The 23,387-nt window shown below is 46.7% G+C and carries 26 protein-coding genes and 1 riboswitch; of the genes, 17 read left to right on the top strand and 9 right to left on the bottom strand.

The features are described 5' to 3' along the window. Positions 1-249 precede the first annotated feature (249 nt). The 3 genes from AB432_RS18960 to AB432_RS18950 all read left to right on the top strand — a co-directional run bounded on the left by AB432_RS18960 (position 250) and on the right by AB432_RS18950 (position 2,725). The gene (locus tag AB432_RS18960) at positions 250-936 is read left to right on the top strand and encodes a GGDEF domain-containing protein (RefSeq protein ID WP_048033599.1); all 687 of its coding nucleotides are present in this window, start codon (positions 250-252) and stop codon (positions 934-936) included. Positions 937-1,095: 159 nt separating this feature from the next. Further along, a complete protein-coding gene (locus AB432_RS18955; RefSeq protein ID WP_007728239.1) occupies positions 1,096-1,713 on the top strand; it encodes a DUF47 domain-containing protein in 618 nt (205 codons plus the stop codon). Continuing rightward, positions 1,706-2,725: an inorganic phosphate transporter gene (locus tag AB432_RS18950; protein WP_048033598.1), complete on the top strand. Its 1,020-nt coding sequence runs from the start codon at positions 1,706-1,708 to the stop codon at positions 2,723-2,725. Before AB432_RS18955 ends, AB432_RS18950 begins: the two co-directional genes overlap by 8 nt. A 69-nt stretch (positions 2,726-2,794) precedes the next feature. On the opposite strand, the gene AB432_RS18945 is transcribed toward AB432_RS18950, so the two are convergent. From AB432_RS18945 to ligD, 3 genes are all read right to left on the bottom strand, one after another. Beyond that, positions 2,795-3,034, bottom strand: a complete 240-nt coding sequence (locus AB432_RS18945) for a hypothetical protein (RefSeq protein ID WP_048033597.1) — start codon at positions 3,032-3,034, stop codon at positions 2,795-2,797. Between the two features lie 124 nt (positions 3,035-3,158). Further along, entirely contained in the window at positions 3,159-3,956 is a 798-nt protein-coding gene (lgt, locus tag AB432_RS18940; RefSeq protein ID WP_048033596.1) for a prolipoprotein diacylglyceryl transferase, read from the bottom strand. Between the two features lie 73 nt (positions 3,957-4,029). Next, positions 4,030-4,932, bottom strand: a complete 903-nt coding sequence (ligD, locus tag AB432_RS18935; RefSeq protein WP_048033595.1) for a non-homologous end-joining DNA ligase — start codon at positions 4,930-4,932, stop codon at positions 4,030-4,032. Between the two features lie 145 nt (positions 4,933-5,077). Between ligD and AB432_RS18930 the strand changes: the two genes are divergently transcribed. From AB432_RS18930 to AB432_RS18915, 4 genes are read left to right on the top strand one after another with little or no spacing between them, the layout of a single operon-like run. Then, positions 5,078-6,682 (top strand): spore germination protein, encoded by a 1,605-nt coding sequence (locus AB432_RS18930; RefSeq protein ID WP_048035887.1) that lies wholly within the window; start codon positions 5,078-5,080, stop codon positions 6,680-6,682. Further along, positions 6,679-7,845 carry a Ger(x)C family spore germination protein gene (locus AB432_RS18925; protein ID WP_048033594.1) on the top strand — a complete coding sequence of 389 codons (1,167 nt, stop codon included), beginning with the start codon at positions 6,679-6,681 and terminating at the stop codon, positions 7,843-7,845. The genes AB432_RS18930 and AB432_RS18925 overlap by 4 nt, the downstream gene beginning before the upstream one ends. Beyond that, the gene (locus tag AB432_RS18920; protein ID WP_048033593.1) at positions 7,838-8,074 is read left to right on the top strand and encodes a hypothetical protein; all 237 of its coding nucleotides are present in this window, start codon (positions 7,838-7,840) and stop codon (positions 8,072-8,074) included. The genes AB432_RS18925 and AB432_RS18920 overlap by 8 nt, the downstream gene beginning before the upstream one ends. 12 nt (positions 8,075-8,086) lie before the next feature. Then, positions 8,087-9,445, top strand: a complete 1,359-nt coding sequence (locus tag AB432_RS18915) for a GerAB/ArcD/ProY family transporter (protein ID WP_048033592.1) — start codon at positions 8,087-8,089, stop codon at positions 9,443-9,445. A 21-nt stretch (positions 9,446-9,466) separates the two neighbouring features. Here AB432_RS18915 and AB432_RS18910 read toward each other — a convergent pair whose 3' ends face one another. Continuing rightward, entirely contained in the window at positions 9,467-10,408 is a 942-nt protein-coding gene (locus tag AB432_RS18910) for an ATP-dependent DNA ligase (protein WP_048033591.1), read from the bottom strand. Positions 10,409-10,807: 399 nt separating this feature from the next. Between AB432_RS18910 and AB432_RS18905 the strand changes: the two genes are divergently transcribed. Further along, positions 10,808-11,137: a DUF1904 family protein gene (locus AB432_RS18905; protein ID WP_048033590.1), complete on the top strand. Its 330-nt coding sequence runs from the start codon at positions 10,808-10,810 to the stop codon at positions 11,135-11,137. Positions 11,138-11,185: 48 nt separating this feature from the next. On the opposite strand, the gene AB432_RS30835 is transcribed toward AB432_RS18905, so the two are convergent. Together AB432_RS30835 and thiC are read right to left on the bottom strand one after the other, a co-directional pair. After that, entirely contained in the window at positions 11,186-11,356 is a 171-nt protein-coding gene (locus tag AB432_RS30835; protein WP_173628881.1) for a hypothetical protein, read from the bottom strand. A 15-nt stretch (positions 11,357-11,371) separates the two neighbouring features. Beyond that, entirely contained in the window at positions 11,372-13,126 is a 1,755-nt protein-coding gene (gene thiC, locus AB432_RS18900) for a phosphomethylpyrimidine synthase ThiC (protein WP_048033589.1), read from the bottom strand. 154 nt (positions 13,127-13,280) lie between these two features. After that, positions 13,281-13,393: riboswitch (TPP riboswitch) on the bottom strand. Positions 13,394-13,640: 247 nt separating this feature from the next. On the opposite strand from thiC, the gene AB432_RS18895 reads away from it, so the two are divergent. Next, positions 13,641-14,522: a cation diffusion facilitator family transporter gene (locus AB432_RS18895; RefSeq protein ID WP_048033588.1), complete on the top strand. Its 882-nt coding sequence runs from the start codon at positions 13,641-13,643 to the stop codon at positions 14,520-14,522. Between the two features lie 59 nt (positions 14,523-14,581). Here AB432_RS18895 and AB432_RS18890 read toward each other — a convergent pair whose 3' ends face one another. Together AB432_RS18890 and AB432_RS30830 are read right to left on the bottom strand one after the other, a co-directional pair. Then, positions 14,582-15,532, bottom strand: coding sequence for a non-homologous end joining protein Ku (locus AB432_RS18890; protein WP_048033587.1), 951 nt, complete (start codon positions 15,530-15,532; stop codon positions 14,582-14,584). 124 nt (positions 15,533-15,656) lie between these two features. Next, positions 15,657-15,800 carry a hypothetical protein gene (locus AB432_RS30830; RefSeq protein WP_016743266.1) on the bottom strand — a complete coding sequence of 48 codons (144 nt, stop codon included), beginning with the start codon at positions 15,798-15,800 and terminating at the stop codon, positions 15,657-15,659. Between the two features lie 465 nt (positions 15,801-16,265). Between AB432_RS30830 and rsmD the strand changes: the two genes are divergently transcribed. Both rsmD and coaD read left to right on the top strand, forming a co-directional pair. Further along, positions 16,266-16,832, top strand: a complete 567-nt coding sequence (gene rsmD, locus AB432_RS18880) for a 16S rRNA (guanine(966)-N(2))-methyltransferase RsmD (RefSeq protein WP_048033586.1) — start codon at positions 16,266-16,268, stop codon at positions 16,830-16,832. 46 nt (positions 16,833-16,878) lie between these two features. Then, the gene (gene coaD / locus AB432_RS18875) at positions 16,879-17,358 is read left to right on the top strand and encodes a pantetheine-phosphate adenylyltransferase (RefSeq protein ID WP_007728199.1); all 480 of its coding nucleotides are present in this window, start codon (positions 16,879-16,881) and stop codon (positions 17,356-17,358) included. Position 17,359: 1 nt separating this feature from the next. Here coaD and ylbJ read toward each other — a convergent pair whose 3' ends face one another. After that, a complete protein-coding gene (ylbJ, locus tag AB432_RS18870; protein ID WP_048033585.1) occupies positions 17,360-18,592 on the bottom strand; it encodes a sporulation integral membrane protein YlbJ in 1,233 nt (410 codons plus the stop codon). A 148-nt stretch (positions 18,593-18,740) separates the two neighbouring features. Between ylbJ and AB432_RS18865 the strand changes: the two genes are divergently transcribed. The 6 genes from AB432_RS18865 to AB432_RS18840 all read left to right on the top strand — a co-directional run bounded on the left by AB432_RS18865 (position 18,741) and on the right by AB432_RS18840 (position 23,384). Further along, positions 18,741-19,535: a patatin-like phospholipase family protein gene (locus AB432_RS18865; RefSeq protein WP_048033584.1), complete on the top strand. Its 795-nt coding sequence runs from the start codon at positions 18,741-18,743 to the stop codon at positions 19,533-19,535. Next, the gene (locus AB432_RS18860; protein ID WP_048033583.1) at positions 19,532-20,599 is read left to right on the top strand and encodes a SepM family pheromone-processing serine protease; all 1,068 of its coding nucleotides are present in this window, start codon (positions 19,532-19,534) and stop codon (positions 20,597-20,599) included. The genes AB432_RS18865 and AB432_RS18860 overlap by 4 nt, the downstream gene beginning before the upstream one ends. Positions 20,600-20,683: 84 nt before the next feature. Continuing rightward, positions 20,684-21,202 (top strand): YceD family protein, encoded by a 519-nt coding sequence (locus AB432_RS18855; protein WP_048033582.1) that lies wholly within the window; start codon positions 20,684-20,686, stop codon positions 21,200-21,202. A gap of 140 nt (positions 21,203-21,342) precedes the next feature. Further along, a complete protein-coding gene (gene rpmF, locus AB432_RS18850) occupies positions 21,343-21,513 on the top strand; it encodes a 50S ribosomal protein L32 (protein ID WP_005834357.1) in 171 nt (56 codons plus the stop codon). A 151-nt stretch (positions 21,514-21,664) separates the two neighbouring features. Further along, complete coding sequence (locus AB432_RS18845) at positions 21,665-22,426, top strand: DeoR/GlpR family DNA-binding transcription regulator (RefSeq protein WP_048033581.1); 762 nt, start codon at positions 21,665-21,667, stop codon at positions 22,424-22,426. Positions 22,427-22,604: 178 nt separating this feature from the next. Next, on the top strand, positions 22,605-23,384 hold the full coding sequence (locus AB432_RS18840) for an ABC transporter permease (RefSeq protein WP_048033580.1): 780 nt from the start codon (positions 22,605-22,607) through the stop codon (positions 23,382-23,384). Positions 23,385-23,387: the final 3 nt, after the last annotated feature.

The following is a 23,387-nucleotide window of genomic DNA, read 5'->3' as shown; positions in this document are numbered from 1 at the left end:
TTGTCCCTTCCAATTGGTTCCAATTCATCTTGCAGCAGTTGTATAGACCACAGGCTGGTTGTCAGGATTTTTTCCAAGATTCGTTTGAATGAATAAGTGACAGTTTCGTGGTTTTGCTTGAACTTACAAAAAAAGATAGGTAAAATATTCCTGATTATACGAAAAAAGACCTACTAAATCTTTTTTTAGATAGGTCTAATGTCCGAAATGAAAGAGGGTTTACATCGGATAGATTGGGGGTAGTGTACTTTGGGCTCACGCTGGATTAGCTTGGGTGTGTCCTGTGTGATGATCTCGGTTTGGTTAATCGGATACGGATTGCCGACGGATGAGAGTATGATTGTCTTTCTTTTACTTGTGTCTGTCATTCAGACGCTTGCTGCCTATCAAATAGGTAAATATGTAGATCAGTTGCGGCAGATGGCGTATCACGATTCACTTACAGGCGTTCTCGTCAATCGCAGATTTCTGGACAAGTTGGTTGAAGAAGTAGAGTTGGCAAAAAGCAATCATCAATCTGTTACTTTATTGTTTATTGATTTGGATAATTTCAAAATATTCAATGATTCATATGGCCATTTGGAAGGCGACCGACTCCTTTGCCAATTTGCAAGACTCCTGCAAGCAAGTGTTCGTAAACAAGATACGGTTGGAAGATGGGGTGGGGAAGAATTCGTCGTCCTGTTAACACATACAGACACATTAAGAGGGCTCGCAATCGGAGAACGAATTCAAAATCAAGTCAGACACGCTCTTTCAGGTGTCACGGTCAGTATCGGAGTAGCCTCGTATCCTCACCATGCTTCAACAGCGGAAGAGTTAGCGAAAAAAGCAGATATGCTTATGTATGAAGCGAAAAAAAGGAAAGACTGCATGATGGTCGCTTCGAATGAAAAGATAAATATTGGCAAAACTAACACTCGTCAGCTCTCTTGACACGGGTGTTTTTTTTGATTGTAAAGAGCATTTACAAAAACTTAATAATTCCTTAAAGAAAAATATACACACTTGACCTTGATTTTAAATTTACGGAAACAATAACTTTCGATATAATCTGTTAGGTGTCATTTATTCAAAGGAGTGAAGAAGTCCCGTATGTTGAAATCAAACAAGTATATCTTCTTTGATCTGTTCGAGCAGCAGATTGCCACTGTGCACAAAGGAACTCATCTTTTCTATGAAATGATAGGAAACTATCAAGATCTAGAAACAAAGGTTAAGGCAATCAAGGCTGTCGAGAAAGAAGGAGACGAAATCGTTCGTCGTATCATGAACGAGTTGAACTCTACTTTTATCACTCCGCTTGAGCGTGAAGACATTCACCAGCTCGCTCATACGATGGACTCGATGATCGACTACATTGACGGTGTCGCTGATCGTATGTATCTGTACCAAGTGACTCAACCAGATCCACGTGTATTGGCACAAGCCAATATTTTGGTGAAATGCTCGGCTAAGTTGATCGAGCTGATTCGCACACTGCGCAAGCTGGATCATAAAGTCGTGACACAAATCGCTGGGGAAATCAAAGACTTGGAGCATGAATCTGACTCCAACTACCGCAAAATGGTATCTGATTTGTTGAATTCTCCTGATACCAACCCAATGGAAGCGATCAAACTCAAAGAGATTTATGATAAACTCGAAGACTGTGCTGACTTCGCTGAGGACGTCTCCAACCTGGTAGAAGGGATCGTGTTAAAGAATGCCTGATCTTTCGCCAGAGGTGATTATTCTCGTACTCGTCGTCATCATGGCGCTAGCTTTTGACTTTATCAATGGTTTTCATGATACGGCGAACGCGATTGCGACTTCTGTTTCGACGCGTGCATTAAGTCCGAAAACCGCGATTATTATTGCATCCGTGTGTAACTTACTCGGGGCACTCTCGTATACGGGTGTAGCGAAGACAATCGGGGGAGGCATTACCGATCCGTTCAAGCTGGAAAATGGATTGGTCGTCGTTTTGGCCGCGTTGACATCTGCGATTTTGTGGAACCTAATCACCTGGTGGTTCGGAATTCCTAGCTCGTCCTCGCACGCGATTATCGGAGGCGTTGCAGGTGCTGCTTTTGGTGCCGCAGGAAGTGGTGCCATTAACTGGTCAGGCTTCATTAGCATTATCCAAGCGTTGATCGTATCCCCGCTTGTTGCGTTTGCTGTTGGTTTTGTCGTGATCAAGCTTGTTTCTTGGTTTGTTCGTAACTCAGCCTACCACAAAACCAATCGAGGTTTCCGTTCGATGCAAGTAGTGTCAGCAGCTTGGCAGGCCTTCAGCCATGGAGCCAACGATGCGCAAAAAACAATGGGCGTAATCACCCTTGCTCTGATTTCTGGTGGATTCTTGATTCAAGCACCGGGCGAATTCGTCATTCCACTGTGGGTAAAACTATCAGCTGCTATTGCAATGGCTTTAGGTACAGCTTTTGGTGGATGGCGTATCATCAAGACCTTGGGTGGTAAGATTATGAAAATCAAGCCAGTTTCCGGTTTCTCAGCAGACTTGTCTTCTGCCTTGATTATCACAATCTTTACAGCTTTGAAACTGCCGGTGAGCACAACGCACGTGATCACATCCGCCATCTTGGGGGTTGGGGCATCGCAAAAGCTGAACGCAGTAAAATGGGGCCTGGCTGGCCGAATCTTGGTCACTTGGGTCATTACCCTTCCGATTACAGGACTTTTGGCTGCTGCATGCTACGTCGTGTTTGACGTATTCCTGTAGAGCTACAGCTTTATCCAACAGATAACAGACACCTTTCCGTGTAGAGTACGCGGGAAGGTGTCTTTTTCATTAACTTGATCCAGTTAATCGCTCCCATAGACCGGGCTTGGGTTTAATTTGCACGAGGCGTACAGCAGAGAATGGGATATAATCCAGTGAGCCATCCCGCTCTTCAATTAATATGCCATTTGGGCTGTAATCATACAATTTGCCTTCTGCATATGCGGATAATCCTTGGCCGATCATACCTGGAGCAAAATGAATACGTACGTAGCGATCGAGATACTCCTCCAAAATTCCATCATCCATCTTATTCCCCTCCTTTGTCATTCTTTCTGCTAGTTATTGCCTGCATTGCGACAATTCAGACAAGGCAAAGAAAAAACCACCCAGTCGGACTGACCTGAGTGGCAATGGATATGGCATGTTGACGTTATTCGATCGAGTTTTGGGAATGTCCTGTCTGCTTGCTTTTACGTGCAAACACGAGCAACAAGATGACACCGGCAGCAATTAAGCACAGGCTGACTAATTGAGCGACACGTAGGGTATCGGCTATTAACAGACTGTCTGTACGCATTCCCTCAATGTAGAAGCGACCGATTGAATACAGAATCATGTAGCTGAACAAGACCTGTCCATCGAATTTTTTGAATCGGTACAGCATGAACATGAGAATGGCGAAAACGAGGAGGTTCCATAGCGATTCGTACAAGAACGTAGGGTGGTAGTATTGTCCGCCGATAAACATTTGCTCGCGGATGAATGCAGGGAACTTCTCCATGAATTCGGCAGAAACAACATCACCATGTGCTTCCTGGTTAATAAAGTTACCCCAACGTCCGATAGCCTGCCCTAGAATAACGCTGGGCATAAAAATGTCAGCCAAACGAAGGAACGGCAGATTATGTTTTCGAATATACCAGCTTCCTGCCAGAACACCACCGATTAATCCACCGTGAATAGCCAAACCGCCTTGCCAAACTGCAAAGATGTCCAGTGGATTGTCTTTGTACTGCTCCCATTCAAACGTTACATAATACAATCTTGCACAAACGATGGCTGCTGGAATGATCAGAACCACCATGTTCAAGACGTGATCAGGATCAATGCCAGAACGTTTGGAATTGTAGCGTGCGAGATAAGTACCCAAGAAAAACGCCAGCCCCATAATAATGCCATACCAGTGAATCTTTAAGGGGCCGATTGCAATTGCGATCGGATCAATCATGAATGTGCCTCCTTGCCTCAAAACATCTGTGCCAAGTATAGCACAAATACGTTGCTGGATTCCAACTAATGGCTTACTGGGACTGCAAAAAGCCGAGGATGGCATCAAGGGAGGCTCGTTTCGTCGGAGCAGATACGGATGAGAATAAATCTCCGAACGTTTCCAGCCGTTTGGGCACCGAATAAACGGTGAAGTCTGTGGGATGACAATGGGGAACCTCCTCCCACAGGAGTGGTGTTGATACGGTTGCCTGTTCTTTTGCACGGGTAGAATAAGGTACTGGCAATGTTTTCCCCCGCCAGTGTTGCAAATAGTCAATGTACAGCTTATCTCCCCGATTTTTCACTAAGCGCTCGATAGTTAATAGTGAGGGATGCTTGCTGACTAAATAGGCTGCGATAAAATGTCCGACCTGGCGTGTCTGTTCAAACGTATAGCGGAGTTCAATCGGAATGTATATTTGCAAGCCGCTGGAACCAGATGTTTTGACCCATGAAGGCAGCTGTAATTCATCGAGCAGTTGTTTCAGCAAAAGGGCAGATTCTATCACTACGGCAAAATCATCTGTGGAAGGGTCGAGGTCAAAAACGAGTTCTGTCGGAGTCTCATCCTTGGCGAGGTGAAAGGAGACGTGCCACTCCAATGCCGCTTGATTTGCCATCCACACGAGTGTCGCCCGGTCATTGCACAGGACGTAACGAACATTTTCCCACGTATGCGTTTGTATCCAGTCCGGCGCATAGTCAGGGGCGTTTTTTTGATAGAAGTGCTTGTCGCCAACTCCGTGAGGGTAGCGAATGACGGTTAAGAGTCGATCTTTGCTATACCGTAGGAGTGGGGCTGCGACAACCAGCAAATAGCGCAAGTAATCTAGCTTGCTTACCTTGGCCTGTGGCCATAGAGGCTTGTCAGGATTTGTAATCGACAATGTATGATTGTCAATCGTCAGCTCGTACTCTTTTGTTGCAGGACGCAATGATGTTTTCACCTTCTTTTGAAAAGGTAGTAGGTGTTCCTACTATCTCCCATCCGTGGTTCTCTATGTAAAAGGAATACCTCTTTGCATATATTCCCTGTCGATCAACCATAATACGGGTAGATTTCCAGTGGTTGGTGATGAAATGAAATTCAAGAAGAAAGATAAAATGAAAGAACTGATTGAGACAATGAATGCCTGCAGCTTGATTGAGCTGGAAGGTATACCGATTTCGCCTCGATTGGAAGAGAACATTGAACTGTTGAAAAAAATGTTCGCGGATTGCTCCGATTTTGTTATACGAGAATTCTGCCAAAAAAACAGTGTCCGAGCGATTGCTGTCTTCGTAGATGGGCTAATTGATACCAAAGAGGTCAATTCTGCACTGAAATCGTTAATGGTGCTTGAGGACGGCGATGAAGATATAAAAGTGATAGAAGAGTCACTTTTGCCCGTTTCGCAGATGGGAAGAGTAGACGATTATAAAAAGCTGCTACAAGCTGTGCTCTCAGGTGATACAGGCATTCTTGTAGAGGGGAATACAGAAGCGTTGACACTCGGCATTCGTGGAGCAGAAAAACGTTCAGTTAACGAACCAGAAGGAGAAGCGGTCGTAAGGGGGCCGCGTGAGGGCTTTATCGAAAATATTCGCACGAACACGTCGATGCTGCGGCGCAAATTGCGAACACCTCGATTGAAAATGAAGTCCTTGGTAGTTGGACGTGAGACGAACACCAATCTGGTGGTTGCCTTTCTGGATGGGATTGCTGATCCAGAGATCGTACAGGAGGTCACTGGTCGAATCAGTAAGATCAATTTAGATGCTGTGCTGGAAAGCGGATATATCGAAGAGATGATTCAGGATAACACGTACTCGCCTTTCCCTCAGGTGATGTATTCCGAGCGCCCAGACACGGTTGCTGCGGCATTGCTGGAGGGGCGTGTCGCGATATTTGTGGATGGGACACCGATGGTTTTGATCGTGCCTGTTACGTTTTGGATGATGATGCAGGCCAGCGAGGATTATTACGAGCGATTTCAAATGGCTACCCTTGTTCGACTGCTGCGATATGTATTTCTCATCATTTCGCTCATTACCCCTGCTTTATATGTGGCCATTACGACTTATCATCAACAGATGCTACCGACCACGCTCCTGTTAAGTATTGCGGCTGCGCGCGAGTCCATTCCTTTTCCAGCTATCGTGGAGGCTTTTATTATGGAAATTTCTTTTGAAGCCTTGCGAGAAGCGGGGATTCGTCTTCCGAAAACGGTCGGGCAAGCTGTCAGTATTTTAGGTGCGCTGGTCGTTGGTCAGGCAGCCGTGCAGGCAGGGATTGTTTCTGCCCCCATGGTTATCGTTGTATCGCTTACAGGGATTGCCTCGTTTACGATCCCACATTTTAATGCATCGATTTCACTCCGAATGCTGCGTTTTCCGATCATGATTGCGGCTTCGATCCTCGGCATCTATGGAATGCTGGTAGCGTTATTGCTCATCCTTGGTCATATGGCCAACCTGCGCTCTTTTGGTGTCCCTTATTTATCGCCGCTAGGCCCGATGTCGATCGGCGATCTCAAAGACGTACTGATGAGGGCTCCATGGTCGATGATGGAAAAACGCCCGAGCTTTTTGGGTGTACAAAATGCTAGGCGTATGAACAATGGTTTTGCTAATTCTATTCAGCAAAGAGGAGGGCAATCAGGGGTGACAGGAAACCGTCATCCAAACGAGGAGGGACAATCGTGAAGGCTGTGACCCGCATTTTGGTGGTGTCGCTCTGTATGTTCCTGGTATCTGGTTGTTGGGATCGCCGAGAAGTAAATGATATGGCTATCGTCATTGCAATGGCGATGGATAAGGAACCAGACGGCAGGTATCGGTTATCCATTCAGGTCCCTCTGGTCAGTAGCCTAGGCGCCCAGTCCGGAGGTGGTGGGGGGACGAGTGGTGATAAGAGTTATTACGTCGATTCCGCAGTAGGCAGGACGATTCGGGAAGCGAATGGATTGATCCAAGCAAGAATGTCTCGGGAAATTTACTACTCCCATCACCGGATGATCGTCATAGGCGAAGAACTAGCAAAGGACGGAATGTCAGATGTGCTGGATATTGTGGCGCGTTTTCCGGAAAACAGACTGACAGCTTACATTGTCATGACAAAAGGCAAAGCAATTGAATTACTAACCGCACAGCCGCAATTTGAACGCTTTTCAGGAGAAGCGATGCGTGAGTTGGTCAAGATGGGGGGCATTACGGTAACGTTGAAGGATGTGGCTCAGATGCTCGGTACACCAGGGGTTGATGCCATCTTGCCCGTTCTGGCAGCAGTCGATTCCCATCCGAAAGGAAAGTCAAAAGAAATAGAGGCGACGGGGGTTGGCTTATTTCGACGTGACAAGCTCGTAACCATCGTGAAGCCCAAAGAACTGCTCGGTTTGCGATTGTTCCAACGCGATTTTACACCGTTTTCTGTTGTGCTGTCCCTTAACAAGCACGAACGGCTTACGATAACTCTTTCGAAAGGAAGGGCAAATATCAAGCCCGTGATCAAGAAAGGCCACGTCCATTTCAAAATTGATCTTTACGCTTCTGCCGTTGTGGTGGAGAATTTGTCAAACCTCGATCTCGAGGAAGAGAAAAATATTAGAATGCTGCAAGCGAAGCTCGTCGAGCAAATCAATAACGGTGTAAACCATATGATGCAAACGATACAAAAGAAACATACAGATTTCATTGGCTTAGGAATCGCATTGTCAAGGAACTATCCGCGAGAGTGGCGATACCGATATCGGAACAGGTGGAATGAGGAGCTTCCGAAAATCACATATGAAATCCGGTCCAAAGTGAACGTGGTCAATTTCGGACAGACAACGAAGAATATAACCAAAGGTGAAGATGATCATGAATAGAATATTTCTGGTCTTTTTTGTCTTCATGCTGTTACTTTCCATTGGAGAATTCATCCTGAAGCGAAAAGGCATGGATGGAAGACAGCAGCGAGTCATTGTTATTTTCTACACCTTAACCATTGTTTTTCTGATTGCATTGCAATTCCAGTATTATCAAATCCTGCCCACGAGTAATATCATGAATATGTTCTCGCCTTATGTGAAACGGTGGGTGGATCAGTTCGTATAAGGAGGCCCAAGTATGATTCACAAGCAAGTTGTCAATCATCGACAAATTGCCTGGCTCGTCGGCAGTGTCTTGATGACAGGAATGATGATCGGTTTCTTGCGGTCTGTCGTTCAGGTAGCGAGGATGGATGGTTGGTTCTCTCAAATTTTTCCCATCTTTTATGCGATTTTTATCGCCTACGTTTTGAGTGAGCTGGTGGAGGCTTACCCTGGGAAGAATATCTTTGAAATCTTGTTTATTATTGGCGGGAAGTGGATTGGTGGAGTTATCAATCTCCTCATTTTGTTTTACATTTGGATCATTCTGGCGATCGATATTAAAGGGGCTGCTGATTTTTTACATATCTCTTTATTGCCTTCCACACCATTGGAGGTCATCTTACTCGTCTTCGTCCTGCTGATGATGTACTATGGCAAAACGAGTCTTGAGGTGGCGGCGCGAGTAAATGAGTTTTATTTTCCTCTTTATTTCATCATGTGCATTTCGTTATATTTCCTGCTGATGAATGAATACAACGTAGAGCGATTAGAACCAATCTTAACCAATAGATTGGATCAGATCGTGGTTAGCAACTTTTTACCAGTGGGTGTATATGGTGATATTTTTCTCATTGGGGCGTTCTTACATGCCATTGTAGAGCCGCGACTATTTTATGCTGCGATGAAACACGGGATCATCATTGTTGGCTTTGGGACGACGATTATGTTGCTTGTCTTGCTCGGGGTGATGGGCTTCATTATCGCTAGTCGACTGAATTTCCCCATCTATATTCTCGTCCAGCAAATCCACGTCACAGATTTTCTGGACAGGGTCGAAATGATCCTCTTTAGTGTTTGGTTCCCGGCTTTCACAATTAAAGTCATAGTCGCTTACTTGGCATTTTTAGTGGGGGTGGGATCATTTGGGGGACAGCGGCATTACAATACATTCAATGCTCCGTGTGGATGGTTCATCGTTGTATCGTCCATATTTGCGTTTCCAAATGTAGCGAATATCGATCAATTTATTAGTTATAGCTTGCCGTTGTTCGTGCTCGTCTTTCAATTCCCGTTGGCGATCTTTTTGCTCATTCACGTAAGGCGAAAGAACAAAGGAAGAGAGCAAAGCCTCATTCCCGAAGGAACGAAGCTTTATCGATTTTACCGGTCGATGGTATGGACCACGACAGTCTGTTTGAGTGGTTGTGTGATCGTGATTTTGATTGGGGACTTTTTCAAGGATAAATCAGCGGTTGGAGGGGTGGCGACAGCCGTTGCGTATATTGCCCTCTTACTGATAGCGCTGTTGACGAGCTACGGGGAAATGCAGGCTCTTAATCATGGCAAGCAAAAGCTGGGGAAAGCAAAACAGTCTGGTTCGTTTCGACAATGAGGTCGAAAGTCAAGGGGTTCCTTACTCCAAAACACACTGGTGGGGAGGGACATCCACAAAGCCTTGTATGCTTGGCTGTCGCAAGGAATGCCCTTCTTTCCACTCTGCAAATTTGATTTTGACGGTAATTTCCGGCTGTATCCATAAAGTATTGGCTACGCGTGGTGGCTTGTTAACAAAAGACATCTTCTGTTGGACGAGGGGCTGTATTCGCTCCGTTAAAGCGCGCCAGTCCGTTTGCGTCAATTTTCCAGTACCTGCATGGCCGATGTACCAAAAAGAACCTTGTTGATCAAACAGGCCCAGAAGCAACGAATTGACAATCTGATTCCGAAGCGTCACGCCGCCTACGACAGCGATGAGATCCCGGTAATACTTTTTCTTTCTCCAGCGTTGATCTTTCCCATTGATCAAGTAGCTGCTCGACGCATCCTTCATCATGATTCCTTCCATGCCTTGAGCTTCTATGACACGGTAAAGAGCGTCTCCATCAGCAAAATTTTCAACGAGCTGCACATGAGAAGTAGGAGTGATGATTTTTGCGAGTATTTGTTGTCGCTCTGATAGTGGGTAGGAAGTTACCCATTCATCATTCCAGTACAGGACATCGAAAACCATGTATGTAACAGGGACAAGCTTTTGTATCTGGGAGACCTTCTCTAAACGGCGCAGCCCGTCTCTTTTCATGACCTCGTAAAAAGAAGGCTTTCCGTCCGGGCCGAGAGCGATTATTTCCCCATCCAAAATCACAGAATCGGCATGACAATACGACCGAAGATCGGTTACTTCTGGATAATGGAAAGTCCGTTCATTTAATTTTCTGTTGAACAGTTTGACCTCTTGTCCATCGTAGTAGGTAAGAATGCGAACACCATCCCATTTCACTTGGCCTATCCATTGTGGTCCTACAGGTATAGCTTCCGTGCTGATAGGCTCAAAAGGAAAAAGCGGAGTTAGTTCCATAGCTGCCACCTTTATGTTTAGTTGGGACGTGCCCGGTTTTCTAATACAGTTTCACGGATAGGCATAATCTATACGAGTGGTGCTGTCGGATGAACTCCTGTTAGAATTTTACGAAACTTTTTCATTGATTAAGTATTGAATTCGGGCTATACTACGTGTATAAAGTAACCAATGGGTCAGCGGATTGGGCTGTATCTGGTTGAGCTGCTTCCTCCTTCCGTGGTACGTCCACCACACCTCATGGGAAGGGAGCTGCTCTCTGATATGGCCCTCTTTGCGTCTCTTGCTCCAGTTGGGAATGTTTGTTGTTCACTTTCTTTAATCCTTTTTTCATTGATATACAATTAGAGACATGTTTATAATGACTGTGCGAACTCATTTACGAAAGAAGGAATTGACTTGCCGTTTCTTCGGTTTAAAGGCTTTGCGAAGCAAGACATAGAGCCCATTTCTCAGATTCTTATAGAAGAGTTTTCCAAAATTGCTGAAGTAGCTCAGGAAAAGGTGAAATTAGAGCTGCTTCAGGTAGAGCAATTGACGAACAGTCCTTTGTCTGTAGAGATCATGATGTTTCCCCGTGAACAAAAGCAGCATGACGCGATTGCTAGTGCCATACACGGCATTTTGAAGAAGCAAGGCTTTCTGCATATCCATATTTTCTTCATTCTGCTATCGCCCTCTCTCTATTATAAAGAAGGACTTCCATTGCAAGTTGGAATGACGAAATAAGCAAGAAAAAAGGTCGAGATCCACCAAAGGGATTTCGACCTTTTTCTATTAATAATAAAGGCTTTCGGTTTGCAGGCACTTCGAGCAGGTTCGCGTAAGTGGAGTTTCGATATAGACGTGGCTGCAGTCCTGTTGAATCAGCCGCAATTGTTGTTTAAATTGCTCTAGCTCAGCTTCTAATCGACTGATCTTTTCGCGTAAACGACTGGCTTCCTCCATAGGCTTCCTCCTTCATTACGGCTGGTACAAACGGCTTCCTTGTTCGCGGAACTCACGCGATTTTTCCTGCATCCCTGCAAGAATGGCGGGGTCTTGGGCACCCCCTTGTTCATTGGCAATGTGACGAATGTCGTGCGAAATTTTCATGCTGCAAAATTTTGGTCCGCACATGGAACAAAAATGGGCTGACTTGGCGGCTTCTGCTGGCAATGTTTCGTCGTGATATTCGCGGGCGCGTTCTGGGTCCAGAGACAAATTGAATTGATCGTTCCAGCGAAAATCAAAACGAGCTTTGGATAAGGCGTCGTCACGCTGTTTTGCTCGCGGATGTCCTTTTGCAAGATCAGCGGCATGCGCTGCGATTTTGTATGCGATTAAACCGTTGCGGACATCCTCTTTATTGGGTAGACCGAGGTGCTCCTTAGGTGTTACGTAGCAGAGCATCGCTGTTCCGAACCATCCGATCATGGCGGCCCCTATCGCTGAAGTGATGTGATCATAGCCGGGAGCAATATCTGTCGTGAGTGGCCCCAGTGTGTAAAAAGGAGCCTCATGGCAAATGGATAACTGTTTATCCATATTTTCGCGAATGAGATGCATGGGGACGTGACCAGGGCCTTCAATCATGACTTGTACGTCGTGTTCCCACGCAATTTTTGTGAGTTCTCCCAATGTTTCAAGCTCCGCGAACTGCGCCTCGTCATTCGCATCCGCGATAGAGCCAGGACGTAGTCCATCTCCAAGGGATACACAAATGTCGTAGGCCTTCAGAATTTCGCAAATTTCAGCGAAATGCGTATACAAAAAGTTTTCCTCATGATGGGCCAGGCACCATGCGGCCAAAATCGATCCGCCGCGAGAGACGATACCGGTAACACGGTTAGCGGTCATAGGAATGTAGCGCAAGAGAACACCAGCATGAATGGTGAAGTAATCGACGCCTTGTTCTGCTTGCTCAATCAAGGTGTCTCGGTAAACCTCCCATGTCAAATCCTCGGCTTTCCCATTTACTTTTTCAAGTGCTTGATAAATCGGGACAGTACCGACTGGAACGGGACTATTGCGGATAATCCACTCCCGCGTGGTGTGTATATGTTTTCCCGTCGAGAGGTCCATGATAGTGTCGGCACCCCAACGGACCGACCAAATCATTTTTTCGACTTCTTCTTCCATCGAAGAGCTGACAGCTGACGTTCCGATGTTGGCATTGATTTTGACATGAAAGTTGCGGCCAATGATCATCGGCTCGCTTTCCGGATGATTGACGTTAGAAGGGAGAATCGCACGTCCAGCGGCAATTTCTGCCCGTACAAATTCAGGGGAGACACCCTCGCGAATGGCAACGTATTCCATTTCCGGTGTGATGATATTTTTTCGGGCATAATGAAGCTGGGTAACATTTTTCCCTGGCTTTGCCCGTTTTGGTTTGTAGCCCTCTCGAGGGAAAGTGGGGAGGGTGGCTGCCTTTTCTTCGTTTCGGATGCCGTCGTCAACTAGTTGTGGTTCGCGACCGACATACGTTTCCGCATCATTTCGCTCATCGATCCACATGTGGCGGATGGAGGGCAGTCCTGCTTGAATGTCAGGAACGTACCCCGTTGCGGTATATTCGCCACTCGTATCGTACACGCGAAGAGGAGGATTGGGTGTGGAGCCAGACAATCCTTCGGTAGGATGAAGAGAAATCTCTCGCATCGGGACGCGAATGTCCGCACGACTACCTATTTCGTATACTTTGTGACTGCCTGGAAAAGATGACACCAATGACATAAGAAAAACCTCCTTGTTTTGGTTGCACGAAAGCGAGAACCGTTTAGGGAGGCGAAAGAAACATCCCACGAAAAAGCGCCGCATAACAACATGCGACGCCAACGCGAGAGTAGAGAAGAAACGGGTATCCTAATCCTAAAGATACACGCATCTTTTCGTGTCGTATATGACATTCCTCCGCTGGCATTACCCAGTTCAGGTTCAACGGTCGATGGCACAGTACCATCCTCTCAGCCTGGTGAATTCCAAGCTCCCGTGCTTTTTTATTTTGGATTGCAAGAATAGGATAACGGGAAGTCCAATGAATTTCAAGGGAAATTTTCCAGTGAAAATATTGCGGGTGTGCAACACATTTTCCTCCCCCCTATTCTCATGAATCGGACTAAAACTGTTTCTGTAGACCCACATGAATCCTATCTGTTACGATGAAGTTCGAAAAAAAGCAACTGCTTCCAGCGCTTTGATTTTTCTCGTTTTCGAAGCAGGATGGAGAAGTATTTTGAGGTGATGAGGTATGGATGTTTATTCGGATCTAAAACAAGGAGAACGTGGAGCGTGGGTGAGTATTTTCGCCTACATATTCTGCTCTGTATTAAAAATAGGAGTTGCGTATGTTACTGCGTCGGAAGCTTTAATGGCTGATGGTCTTAACAACTCAACGGATGTCGTCGCATCGATTGCTGTTTTAATCGGGCTGCGTATTGCAAGGAAACCACCTGATAAAGATCACCCGTATGGCCATTTTCGGGCGGAGACGATTTCAGCACTTGTCGCATCATTTATTATGCTATTTGTCGGAGTTCAAGTCGTTACGAATGCCGTACCATCCTTATTAGACCCACAGCATGCGGCACCTGACCTGTTGGCAGGGTGGACAGCACTTGCAACCGCAGTCATCATGCTTTTCGTCTATCGCTACAATAAAAAGCTCGCCATCAAAACAAATAGCCAAGCACTAGATGCAGCAGCCGCTGACAACCGTTCAGACGCATTCGTCAGTATCGGGACGTTTATCGGGGTAGCTGGCGCACAATTCCAATTACACTGGCTTGATCCTTTAGCTGCTTTTGTTGTTGGTCTCATCATCTTGAAGACTGCTTGGGACATTTTCAGGGAAGCAACCCACCGTTTGACAGATGGCTTTGACGAGAGCAAGCTTGCTGACCTGCGAACTACCATTTCCTCCATTTCGGGAGTGAAGGATATCAGTGACATCAAAGCCCGCTACCATGGAAGCAGCGTGCTGGTTGATGTTGTGATCCATGTAGATCCCGGTCTGAATGTGGTGGAGAGCCACACCATCACCGAGAAAATTGAAGAACAGATGCGCAAGATTCATCGCATTAACGCCGTTCATATCCATATTGAACCATGTAGGAAGATGGCACCAAACTAGATGTCTTGATGCGAATACAAAAAAACCTGTCCAGAGTGGGCAGGTTTTTTTGTTGCAAATTAAACAGGGGTAGCTTTCTTTTTGCGTAGTGTTTTGGTTGTAGAAGTAGTCGTAGTCTTTGCTGCGCTCGCCTTTTTCGATGCTTGCTCTTTTTCGGACGAGGAGGCAGCAGTGGTGCGTTTTCGCGCAGGCTTTGACGGAGTCGGTTCAGGCTCGATTTTGATGGGTACGGCGGCTTGACCAGCTGTAGACTCCAAGCTTTCTTTGAGAGCTTGCATGAGATCAATGACATTGGTTCTTGCCACGGTAGGTGCTGTGGCGATCTCCTGACCCTCCAGTTTTTTCTCAATCAATTTTTGCAGGTCAGTTCGATACTCATCTGTATATTTTTCAGGATCAAAAGGGATCGTCATATTGCTAATGAGCTCAGTTGCCATCTTCAGTTCGTTTTCGGCCAACGGTACAGTGGCTTCTGGCAAGGCAGGCACTTGACTGACGGGACGTACCTCATCTGGATAGAAGATCGTCTCCAGCATGATGCAGTGCTCATACAGTCGAATAACGGCCAGGCTTTGCCGATTGCGCATCGTCACCTGTGCAACGCCGATCTTGCCTGTCTGTTCCATAGCCGAGCGCAGCAGAGCGTATGCTTTTTCACCAGTGTCCTGTGGGGATAGGAAATAGCTTTTGTGAAAATAAACCGGATCGATCTCTGACAAATCTACGAAGTCGATAATTTCAATGGCTCTGCGTGTTTCTGGCGTAATGGCTTCCAGATCTTCATCGTCAATCATGACAAAATGTCCTTTTTCATATTCGAAGCCACGGACGATTTCACTTGTATCAACCTCGCGCTGGCAGTGGGGACACATTTTTGTGTACTTGATCGGGGTATTGCACTCTTTATGCAGTTGGCGAAAGCGAATATCGCGCTCTTCCGTTGCAGTAAACATGCGAACTGGTATATTGACGAGGCCGAAGCTGATCGAGCCCTTCCACACCGTATGCATGGCGGATACCTCCTTCACAGCTATTTTTGTATAGTATCTGTAACTGCATAGAAGAAATGCCGAGGGAATTGAAGGTGGAAAAGTAAAAAGCCAGCCGATTCGAAGTGGCTGGCCTCTTGTATAGCTACTGCCCATGTTTGACGATGTCCGATTGATCTGCACGTGATTGCATGTCTCGCGCCAGCTCGACATCTTTGCCAGTACGGTCCGCAATGGACTGGGCTTTGGACGCCTTCAGCTTTTGTGCAGACGGTCGCTTTTCTGCCATGAACGACTCACTCCTTTCAGGCAATATACATGTAGGGGGTGTTGCAGGTACATGTAGTATGCGCTGCACACAAAAAAATACCCCATCGCCAAATGACGAGGGGCAGCCGTTCAACTCCTCCCGATGAAGGGAGCGATGGCACGAAATGCTCCTATCAGACACGTCGTGCGCCAAAGTGAACAGCCTTTCAATTATGGGAGAGGAGAAACCGGAGGAAGAGCTTATGGGGAAACGTAAGTCTTCTCCGCGGTTGTCAGCGACACCGTTGCGTCGCTATTCATCATCTTTTCCAATCGAAATGGGTTGTATACCTTTCTTGCACATAAATTTTTCCAGTTGCTAATTTTACGGGTGTATGCAGTTGTGATAGTATGATATCATTCTCAGTCTTAAAAATCGCGTTTAACAATACGCGTTGAATAACCTCTTACAACATACATAGGAAAGCAGACAGGTGAAATGAGTATGCGAGTCATCGCTGGAGAGCACAGAGGAAGACGGTTGGCAGCAGTTCCGGGTAAAGGAACCAGACCGACAACCGATAAAGTCAAAGAATCGATTTTTAATATGATTGGTCCGTATTTCGATGGCGGGTGGGCATTGGACCTATACGCAGGAACAGGTGGTCTCGGGATCGAGGCATTGAGTAGGGGAGCGGACCGAGCTGTTTTCGTGGAGCGAGATCACAAAGCATTTGCCGTGGTAAAACAAAACGTCAGCACTTGCAGGCTAGACGATTATGCAGAACTATATCGGATGGATGCGGACCGTGCCATTCGCACACTCAGTACGCGCAATCAAAAATTTGATCTCGTCTTTTTGGACCCGCCGTACGCCCAGCAAAAAATTGTCGAAGAAATAGAGATGTTGCAGGAGCTGGGGATGTTGGCGGACGGAGCGTGGATCGTGGCTGAGCATGATATCGCAGACTCCTTTCCAGATACGATTGGTCATTGTGTGAAGGAGCGAGCGGCTAAGTATGGGGATACGGCCGTTACCGTGTATTATTGCGATTTGGAGCCACAAGCCTAACTTTCAAATCAAGGTGCAAAAGAGCACCAAGGGAGGATAACTCGCTATGGCAATCGCCGTATGTTCAGGAAGCTTCGACCCTGTTACTTATGGGCATCTCGACATTATTGCGCGGGGTGCCAACGTTTTTGATAAGGTCATTGTTGCCGTCTTGATCAATTCTAAGAAAAACTCATTGTTTAGCGTAGAAGAGCGTGTCGATTTGCTTCGTCAGGCAACCGCTGACATGAAAAATGTAGAAGTGGACTCATTTGACGGCTTGTTGATTGACTATATGAACAAAAAGGGCGCGCAGGTGATCATTCGTGGTCTTCGCGCTGTTTCAGATTTTGAATATGAGATGCAAGTCGCCTCGATTAATAAAAAGCTCGATGAAAATATCGAAACGTTTTTCATGATGACGAACAATCAATATTCATACTTAAGTTCAAGTATTGTAAAGGAAGTTGCGAAATACAAGGCGAGTGTCGCCGATTTGGTGCCCCCAGTCGTCGAAGAGGCACTGAAGCGAAAAATGGCGGAGTAGATTATCGCGTCTTGCTGCGGTTCATGCGCAAAAGAGTCAGGCTGGTACATAACAGAATCGCACCGACGCCGATGGCGATTCCCCCTGATAGCAGCAAGGTCTCCCACCAATTTGTTTCCGGAATCTCAGATTTCACCTGCACAAATACGGGGACGGCTTTCTCCACGAACCAGGAGCTGACTGTGGCAAGAGGACCCCAAAAGACAAAGGTCAGAATCCCAGCTAGAAACGCGTGCAGCGCTCTGGCAATCAAGTAGGGGGCGACACGAATATCCGTTTCACTCAAGATACTCGCGACCTGGGCGTGAACACTCAAGCCGCCCCAGGACAATATCGCGCTGGCAATGGCCGCTTTCCAGACCAAGGAAACATTGTCAGGCACAATGCTCGCTGCTTGTGCGCCGAGAGTTACTTCGAACAATCCAGCCACGATTGCTTGGGAAAAAGTTGGTGGAAAACCAAAGGGACCGAGAATGATCGAGAGAAGCGTACTGATGATCTGTGTCAGATGAATCGTGGAGAATAGTTGAATTAATACCGAGAAAACAATGATGAAGCCTCCGATCATGAGCAATGTATTCAGGGCGGATTGCACAGCTTCTCCCATTAATCTTCCGAACGGACGTCCATCGCGGACACGTGCCCGATGCATCGCTTGCAAAGCGCGTAAAGGTAGTGGAAGTGAATTTTTCTCCAATGGGGCTGAAGTAATGGCAAAAGGTGCATGAAAACGATAGAGTACGCCCATGAGTACAGCTGACAAATAATGAGTTACAGCTAGCGTGATGCCCATTTGCTCACTGTGAAAAAATCCGATTGCCACTGCTCCCATGACGAATAAGGGGTCTCCCGTCGTTGTAAAAGAGACGAGACGTTCACCCTCAGCCTTCGTCACATTGCCTTGCAGACGCAGGCGTGTTGTCAGCTTTGCGGCTACCGGATAGCCGGATGAAAAGCCCATAGCCAATACGAACCCGCCAGTGCCTGGAACGTTAAACAGTGGGCGCATTAATGGCTCCAGTAACACGCCGACGAAATGTACGACGCCCAGACCCATCAACACCTCAGACAGCACAATAAAGGGAAGGGTAGAGGGGAAAACTACCTCCCACCATATTTTCAGACCGCGTACGGCAGCTTCAAAAGAAATCTGCGAGTAAGCAATCAACGAAATAACAATAAAAACTGTCGAGATGGCGAGCAACAAAGTAAGTACGGGTGAATGGCGTGACATGGATTCCTCCTGAATCGAAGAAAAGTAGTAGTACATGTCTACGTGGCAGGCGGGAGAACTATGCGTAAGCTTGGTCGACGAATATCTCCCAAGTGTGAAAGGTACAGCGATTTACCACATAGGCTAGTTACGGGGGAGGGGTTTTTCCATGGAGACAAAGCGTAAACCAATCGTGGGTGTAGCTCTGGGTTCTGGGGGCGCTCGCGGTTTTGCGCATATTGGTGTATTGAGTGCGCTAGAAGCACATGGCATCCAGATTGATATGCTGGCTGGCTCCAGTATGGGTAGTCTGATTGGAGCGGTCTATGCCAACGGAATTGAACCGCACATGATGGGAAAGCTTGCCCTTAATTTAAAACGCAAGCATTGGCTCGATTTGACTGTACCCAGTATGGGGTTTGTTACAGGGGAGAAGATCAAGCAATTAATTCGTCTATTAACGCACGGAAAGCGCTTGGAAGAGCTGAACAAGCCACTTGCTATTGTGGCAACAGATATTGAATCTGGAGAGCGAGTCGTTTTTCGTGAAGGCCCGATTGATCAAGCGGTGAGGGCGAGTATATCCATTCCAGGCATCTTCGTACCTGAAAAAGTAGGGGGGCGGCTTTTAGTCGACGGAGGAGTCATTGATCGTGTGCCTGTGACGGTGCTGCGTGAAATGGGTGCCGATATCGTGATTGCGGTAGATGTCGCCCAATTCGATACACGGATGGAGGTCAAAAGTATTTTTGATGTCATCGCCCAGACGATTGATGTGATGGAAAGGGAAATTCTGCGACATCGAATCATTGCAGCAGACATCGTAATCAGGCCGGATGTTGGACACTATAGCAGTATCGCGTACACGGGTGTCGAAGAAATTATCGAGCTAGGCGAACGTGCGGGAACTGAACATATCGAACGCATTCGGGAACTAATTGCAAATTGGGAGGCGCAAGAATGAGTGAGGAACAGCTTTATGCCAACAGACGCAGATCTACAGGAACCAGAGGCTTTAGCTGGATACTTGCCTTGGTTTTTGTCTTGTTGGGTATTTCTTTTTTTGTACCAACGAATTATTACGTGAGTCGTCCAGGTTCAGCGATTGAGTTGGGGCCGATGATTCAAGTGGAAGGCGGCAAAAAAGACGAGACCGGCGCCTTCATGCTCACGACGGTTCGAATGGGCGAAGCGAATTTGCCATGGTATTGGTATGCAAAAATGGCGCAGGATGTTGAGTTGATGCCCAAGGAACTCGTTGTCAGCAAGGGCGAGAACAGCGAAGATTTTATCCGCCGAGAACAAGCAGTTATGGACAATTCACAAAAAATTGCGGAGGCAGTCGCATTCCGTCTTGCCGGTTTTGAAGTGAAAGTTGAGAAGCAGGGCGTGTGGGTGATGGGTACCTTGGAGGGGTTCCCTGCCCATAAAAAATTGCAAATCGGTGATGTCATTACGTTTGTAGACGGAGTTCGCACGTCTGAGGCAAAAGATTTGCTGACAGCCCTCTCTGCAAAAAAAGCAGGCGATCAGGTCGAAATTACGTACACAAGAGATGGACAAGAGGCCAAAACGATGTTAACCTTGGAACCACTACCTGAATCCAAGTCAGTTGGAATTGGTGTACGCCCTGACAACAAACAGGAAATCATTATTCCGAAAGAAGTAACCATTGCCTCGCAAGGGATTGGTGGACCTTCTGCTGGATTGATGATGACGCTGGAGATTTATGACCAGTTAAATACGGAGACGGATTTGACTAAAGGCTATAAAATTGCAGGAACAGGCACGATTTCGTTAGACGGAAAAGTAGGCAGGATCGGTGGCATTAATCAAAAGGTAATCGCAGCGGACAAAGCGGGCGCAGAGATCTTCTTTGCTCCGCAGGATACGCCAGATACGAACTCCAATTATGAGGAGGCGTTAGCGACTGCCAAGCGGATTGGAACTTCAATGAAAGTGGTTCCGGTCAAGACGGTAGAAGAAGCGATTACGTACTTGAATGGACAAAAACCGAAATCTACCTGAGCAAACTAGCTGTCAAGCAAAAATGGTTGACAAAGCTTTGGGCAGGGTCTATAATCATCTTTGTTGTGCATGAGGTGAAATGCTATGAACATTAAGTTAGCAGAGTTAGAGCACCGAAAAGGAGAGCCGTTGCCATTCCAGGTAACCTTGGATGCAGATGAGCTGAAGAAGCGCCACCATGAGATTCGCGGAATGACTCCTGTGACTGCGAGTGGTGAAGCTGTACAGCTAGGCAATCTCTATTACGTAAAAGGAAGCATGAAGGCAGATGTGAATTTTGTCTGCGCAAGATGCTTGAATCCTTTTGTCGATCAGGCAACAGTAGATTTCTCTGAGACATTTGCGCTTGCGGATGATCCAATCCTGCAAGATGACGAGGACAGCGATATTCTTCCTCTGGAAGGCGATGAAATCCAGCTGGACTCGCTGCTGCAAGAGGATTTCTTACTGGCAATGCCGACCTTCCCGCTTTGCGAGGAGGATTGCAAAGGTCTGTGCCCGACTTGCGGTGTGAACCGTAATGAAGTGGCATGCAGCTGCAAGAATGAGCGTGTTGACCCGCGATTGGCTGGGTTGGCTGACTTTTTCAAAGACAGCAAATAAGTATTCCTACTGTATTCAAGATGATTCGCCGACCATTCGTGGCAGCGTCTCATTTTTGAAGGATGGCATAAGCATTTTGCCTATACTGTCCACCCAATAGAGCTTCTTAGCATTTGTCAGTTGAAGGAGGTGTAAGGAAGATGGCAGTACCTCAACGGAGAACTTCCAAAACCCGTAAAAGAATGCGTCGTACGCACTTCAAATTAGAGATTCCAGGCATGATCAAATGCGATAATTGCAGCGAATACAAGCTTGCGCATCGTGTTTGCCCAAGCTGCGGTCACTACAAAGGCGTGAAAGTAGCGAAGTAATATTCGCTGCTAAGAAAGCAAGGTGAGAAATCGCCTTGCTTTTTTTGTTCTATTATACTGCTTATGATTACTTAGAAACGCTTATTATCGCTTGCGTAAATTGCTTAAATGACTTATAATGAAGTCAAGAGAAGGATGGGGTTGAGGCTTCGTGTTTCAAGAGGAGAGGCTCGCTGCGATTCTTGCGTATTTGCAGGAGTACCAGCGAATCAGCGTGCAAGAGGTAGTTGAGCAGTTTGGCGTTTCCCGTGACACAGCGAGGCGTGATATGGTCAAGCTGGAGGAGCAGGGTCAAATCCTGCGAACCAGAGGAGGAGCAGTATTGCCCAGCCTCAACAAAAAGAACTACTCCCATCAGGAACGTATGCAGCTTGATTTGACAGGAAAGCGCAGTATTGCAGCAGCGGCGGCCCGTCTGATCAAAGATGGCGATTACTTGCTGCTCGATGCGTCCACAACTGTTCAGCTCACGGTGGAAACCTTGCAGACCCGCGACCATGTCATTATCACGAATTCATTAGCGACTGCCGCCAGTATGTCCCGAAAAGAAGGCGTTCTTGTCAAGCTTTTGGGCGGAGACGTACATGCAGAGGATCAATGTGTGCTCGGTACACGCGTGATTCAAAACCTCGCTGATTTTCATGTGGATAAGGTACTGGTTGGTGCATGCGGTCTTACAAAGGAAGGACTCATGTCTACGCAGGAAGATCACGGCTTTCTGATCAAAGAAATGATCAAACGCGCCGATCAAGTGATCATACTCACCGACCATACCAAGTTTGGAAAAAGCATGCTGTATCGCGTTGCCGGTTTTGACCAGATCGATATTATTGTGACCGATAAGCTGCCTGAAAAGGAAATAGCTGAGGCCCTGCACGTCAACGATGTAGAGGTGATTGTAGCTTCCACATGAAGCTATTGATCCATAAAAAAGAGGATAAGTTCCATTTGGCTGGCGTGAATGGGTGACCAGCGTGACAGCAAATGGATTTATCAGGGAGAGTCCTTCAAATGGGAAGGGCTCTTTCTCTTGCATTTGTGTACGGCCCCTGCTATTCTAGTAATCCTGACTTTTCCAAGAGGAGGGTTCTATGGTCTATTGGCGGATTATTCGCAAGAGCTATCGTCGAAATCTTCAGTATCGTTTATCGCATGTCATCAACAATGTCGCAAGCTCGATTTTTGGGCTTGTTTTTATTGCCATTTGGACGGGTGTCCTTTCTGGAAAACAAGTATACGGCCCCTATGATGTCAAAACGATGGGGTATTACATCGCGATTTGCCAAAGTGTTCTCTGGATGACGACATTTATCTCGCCGGGTCTGAATGTGCAAATAGCGGTAAGAAGCGGGGCTGTCAGTCTGGATATGATCAAGCCTGTTCATTATCTATGGTACATGCTCAGTCAGGAGTTTGGGCGACTTTTGTACAACGCTTGTTACAGAAGTGTTCCGATCGGCTTGCTGCTAGGATTAGTGGTAGGCTTCTTTTTTCCCTCCGATCCGTTCACTTATTTCTCGTTTATCCTCTCGCTTCTGCTAGGAACTTACGTAGGCATGCTGCTCTTTTATCTCACGGGCATTTCCTCCTTCTGGACGACAGAAATTCGCTGGGTACACCTCATCCTTTTGTCATTGATCTTCGGGTTAGGTGGACAAATGATTCCGATAGACTTGATGCCCGGGATGATTGGAAAGGTAGCTCCTTATTTGCCCTTTTCCGCGATGATTTATTATCCGGTCATGACCTTGCTAGAGCTTGCTCCTCCTTATGCCATGCTTGTCCAAGCTGGCTGGGCACTCGTTTTGACAGCGGTTGCTTTATTGGTGACGAACATGGCTAGAAGAAAGCTAGAAATTCAAGGAGGATAACCA

Source organism: Brevibacillus brevis (genome assembly GCF_001039275.2).
Lineage (GTDB): Bacteria > Bacillota > Bacilli > Brevibacillales > Brevibacillaceae > Brevibacillus > Brevibacillus brevis_C.
This window is presented reverse-complemented; position numbering and strand designations above follow the sequence as displayed.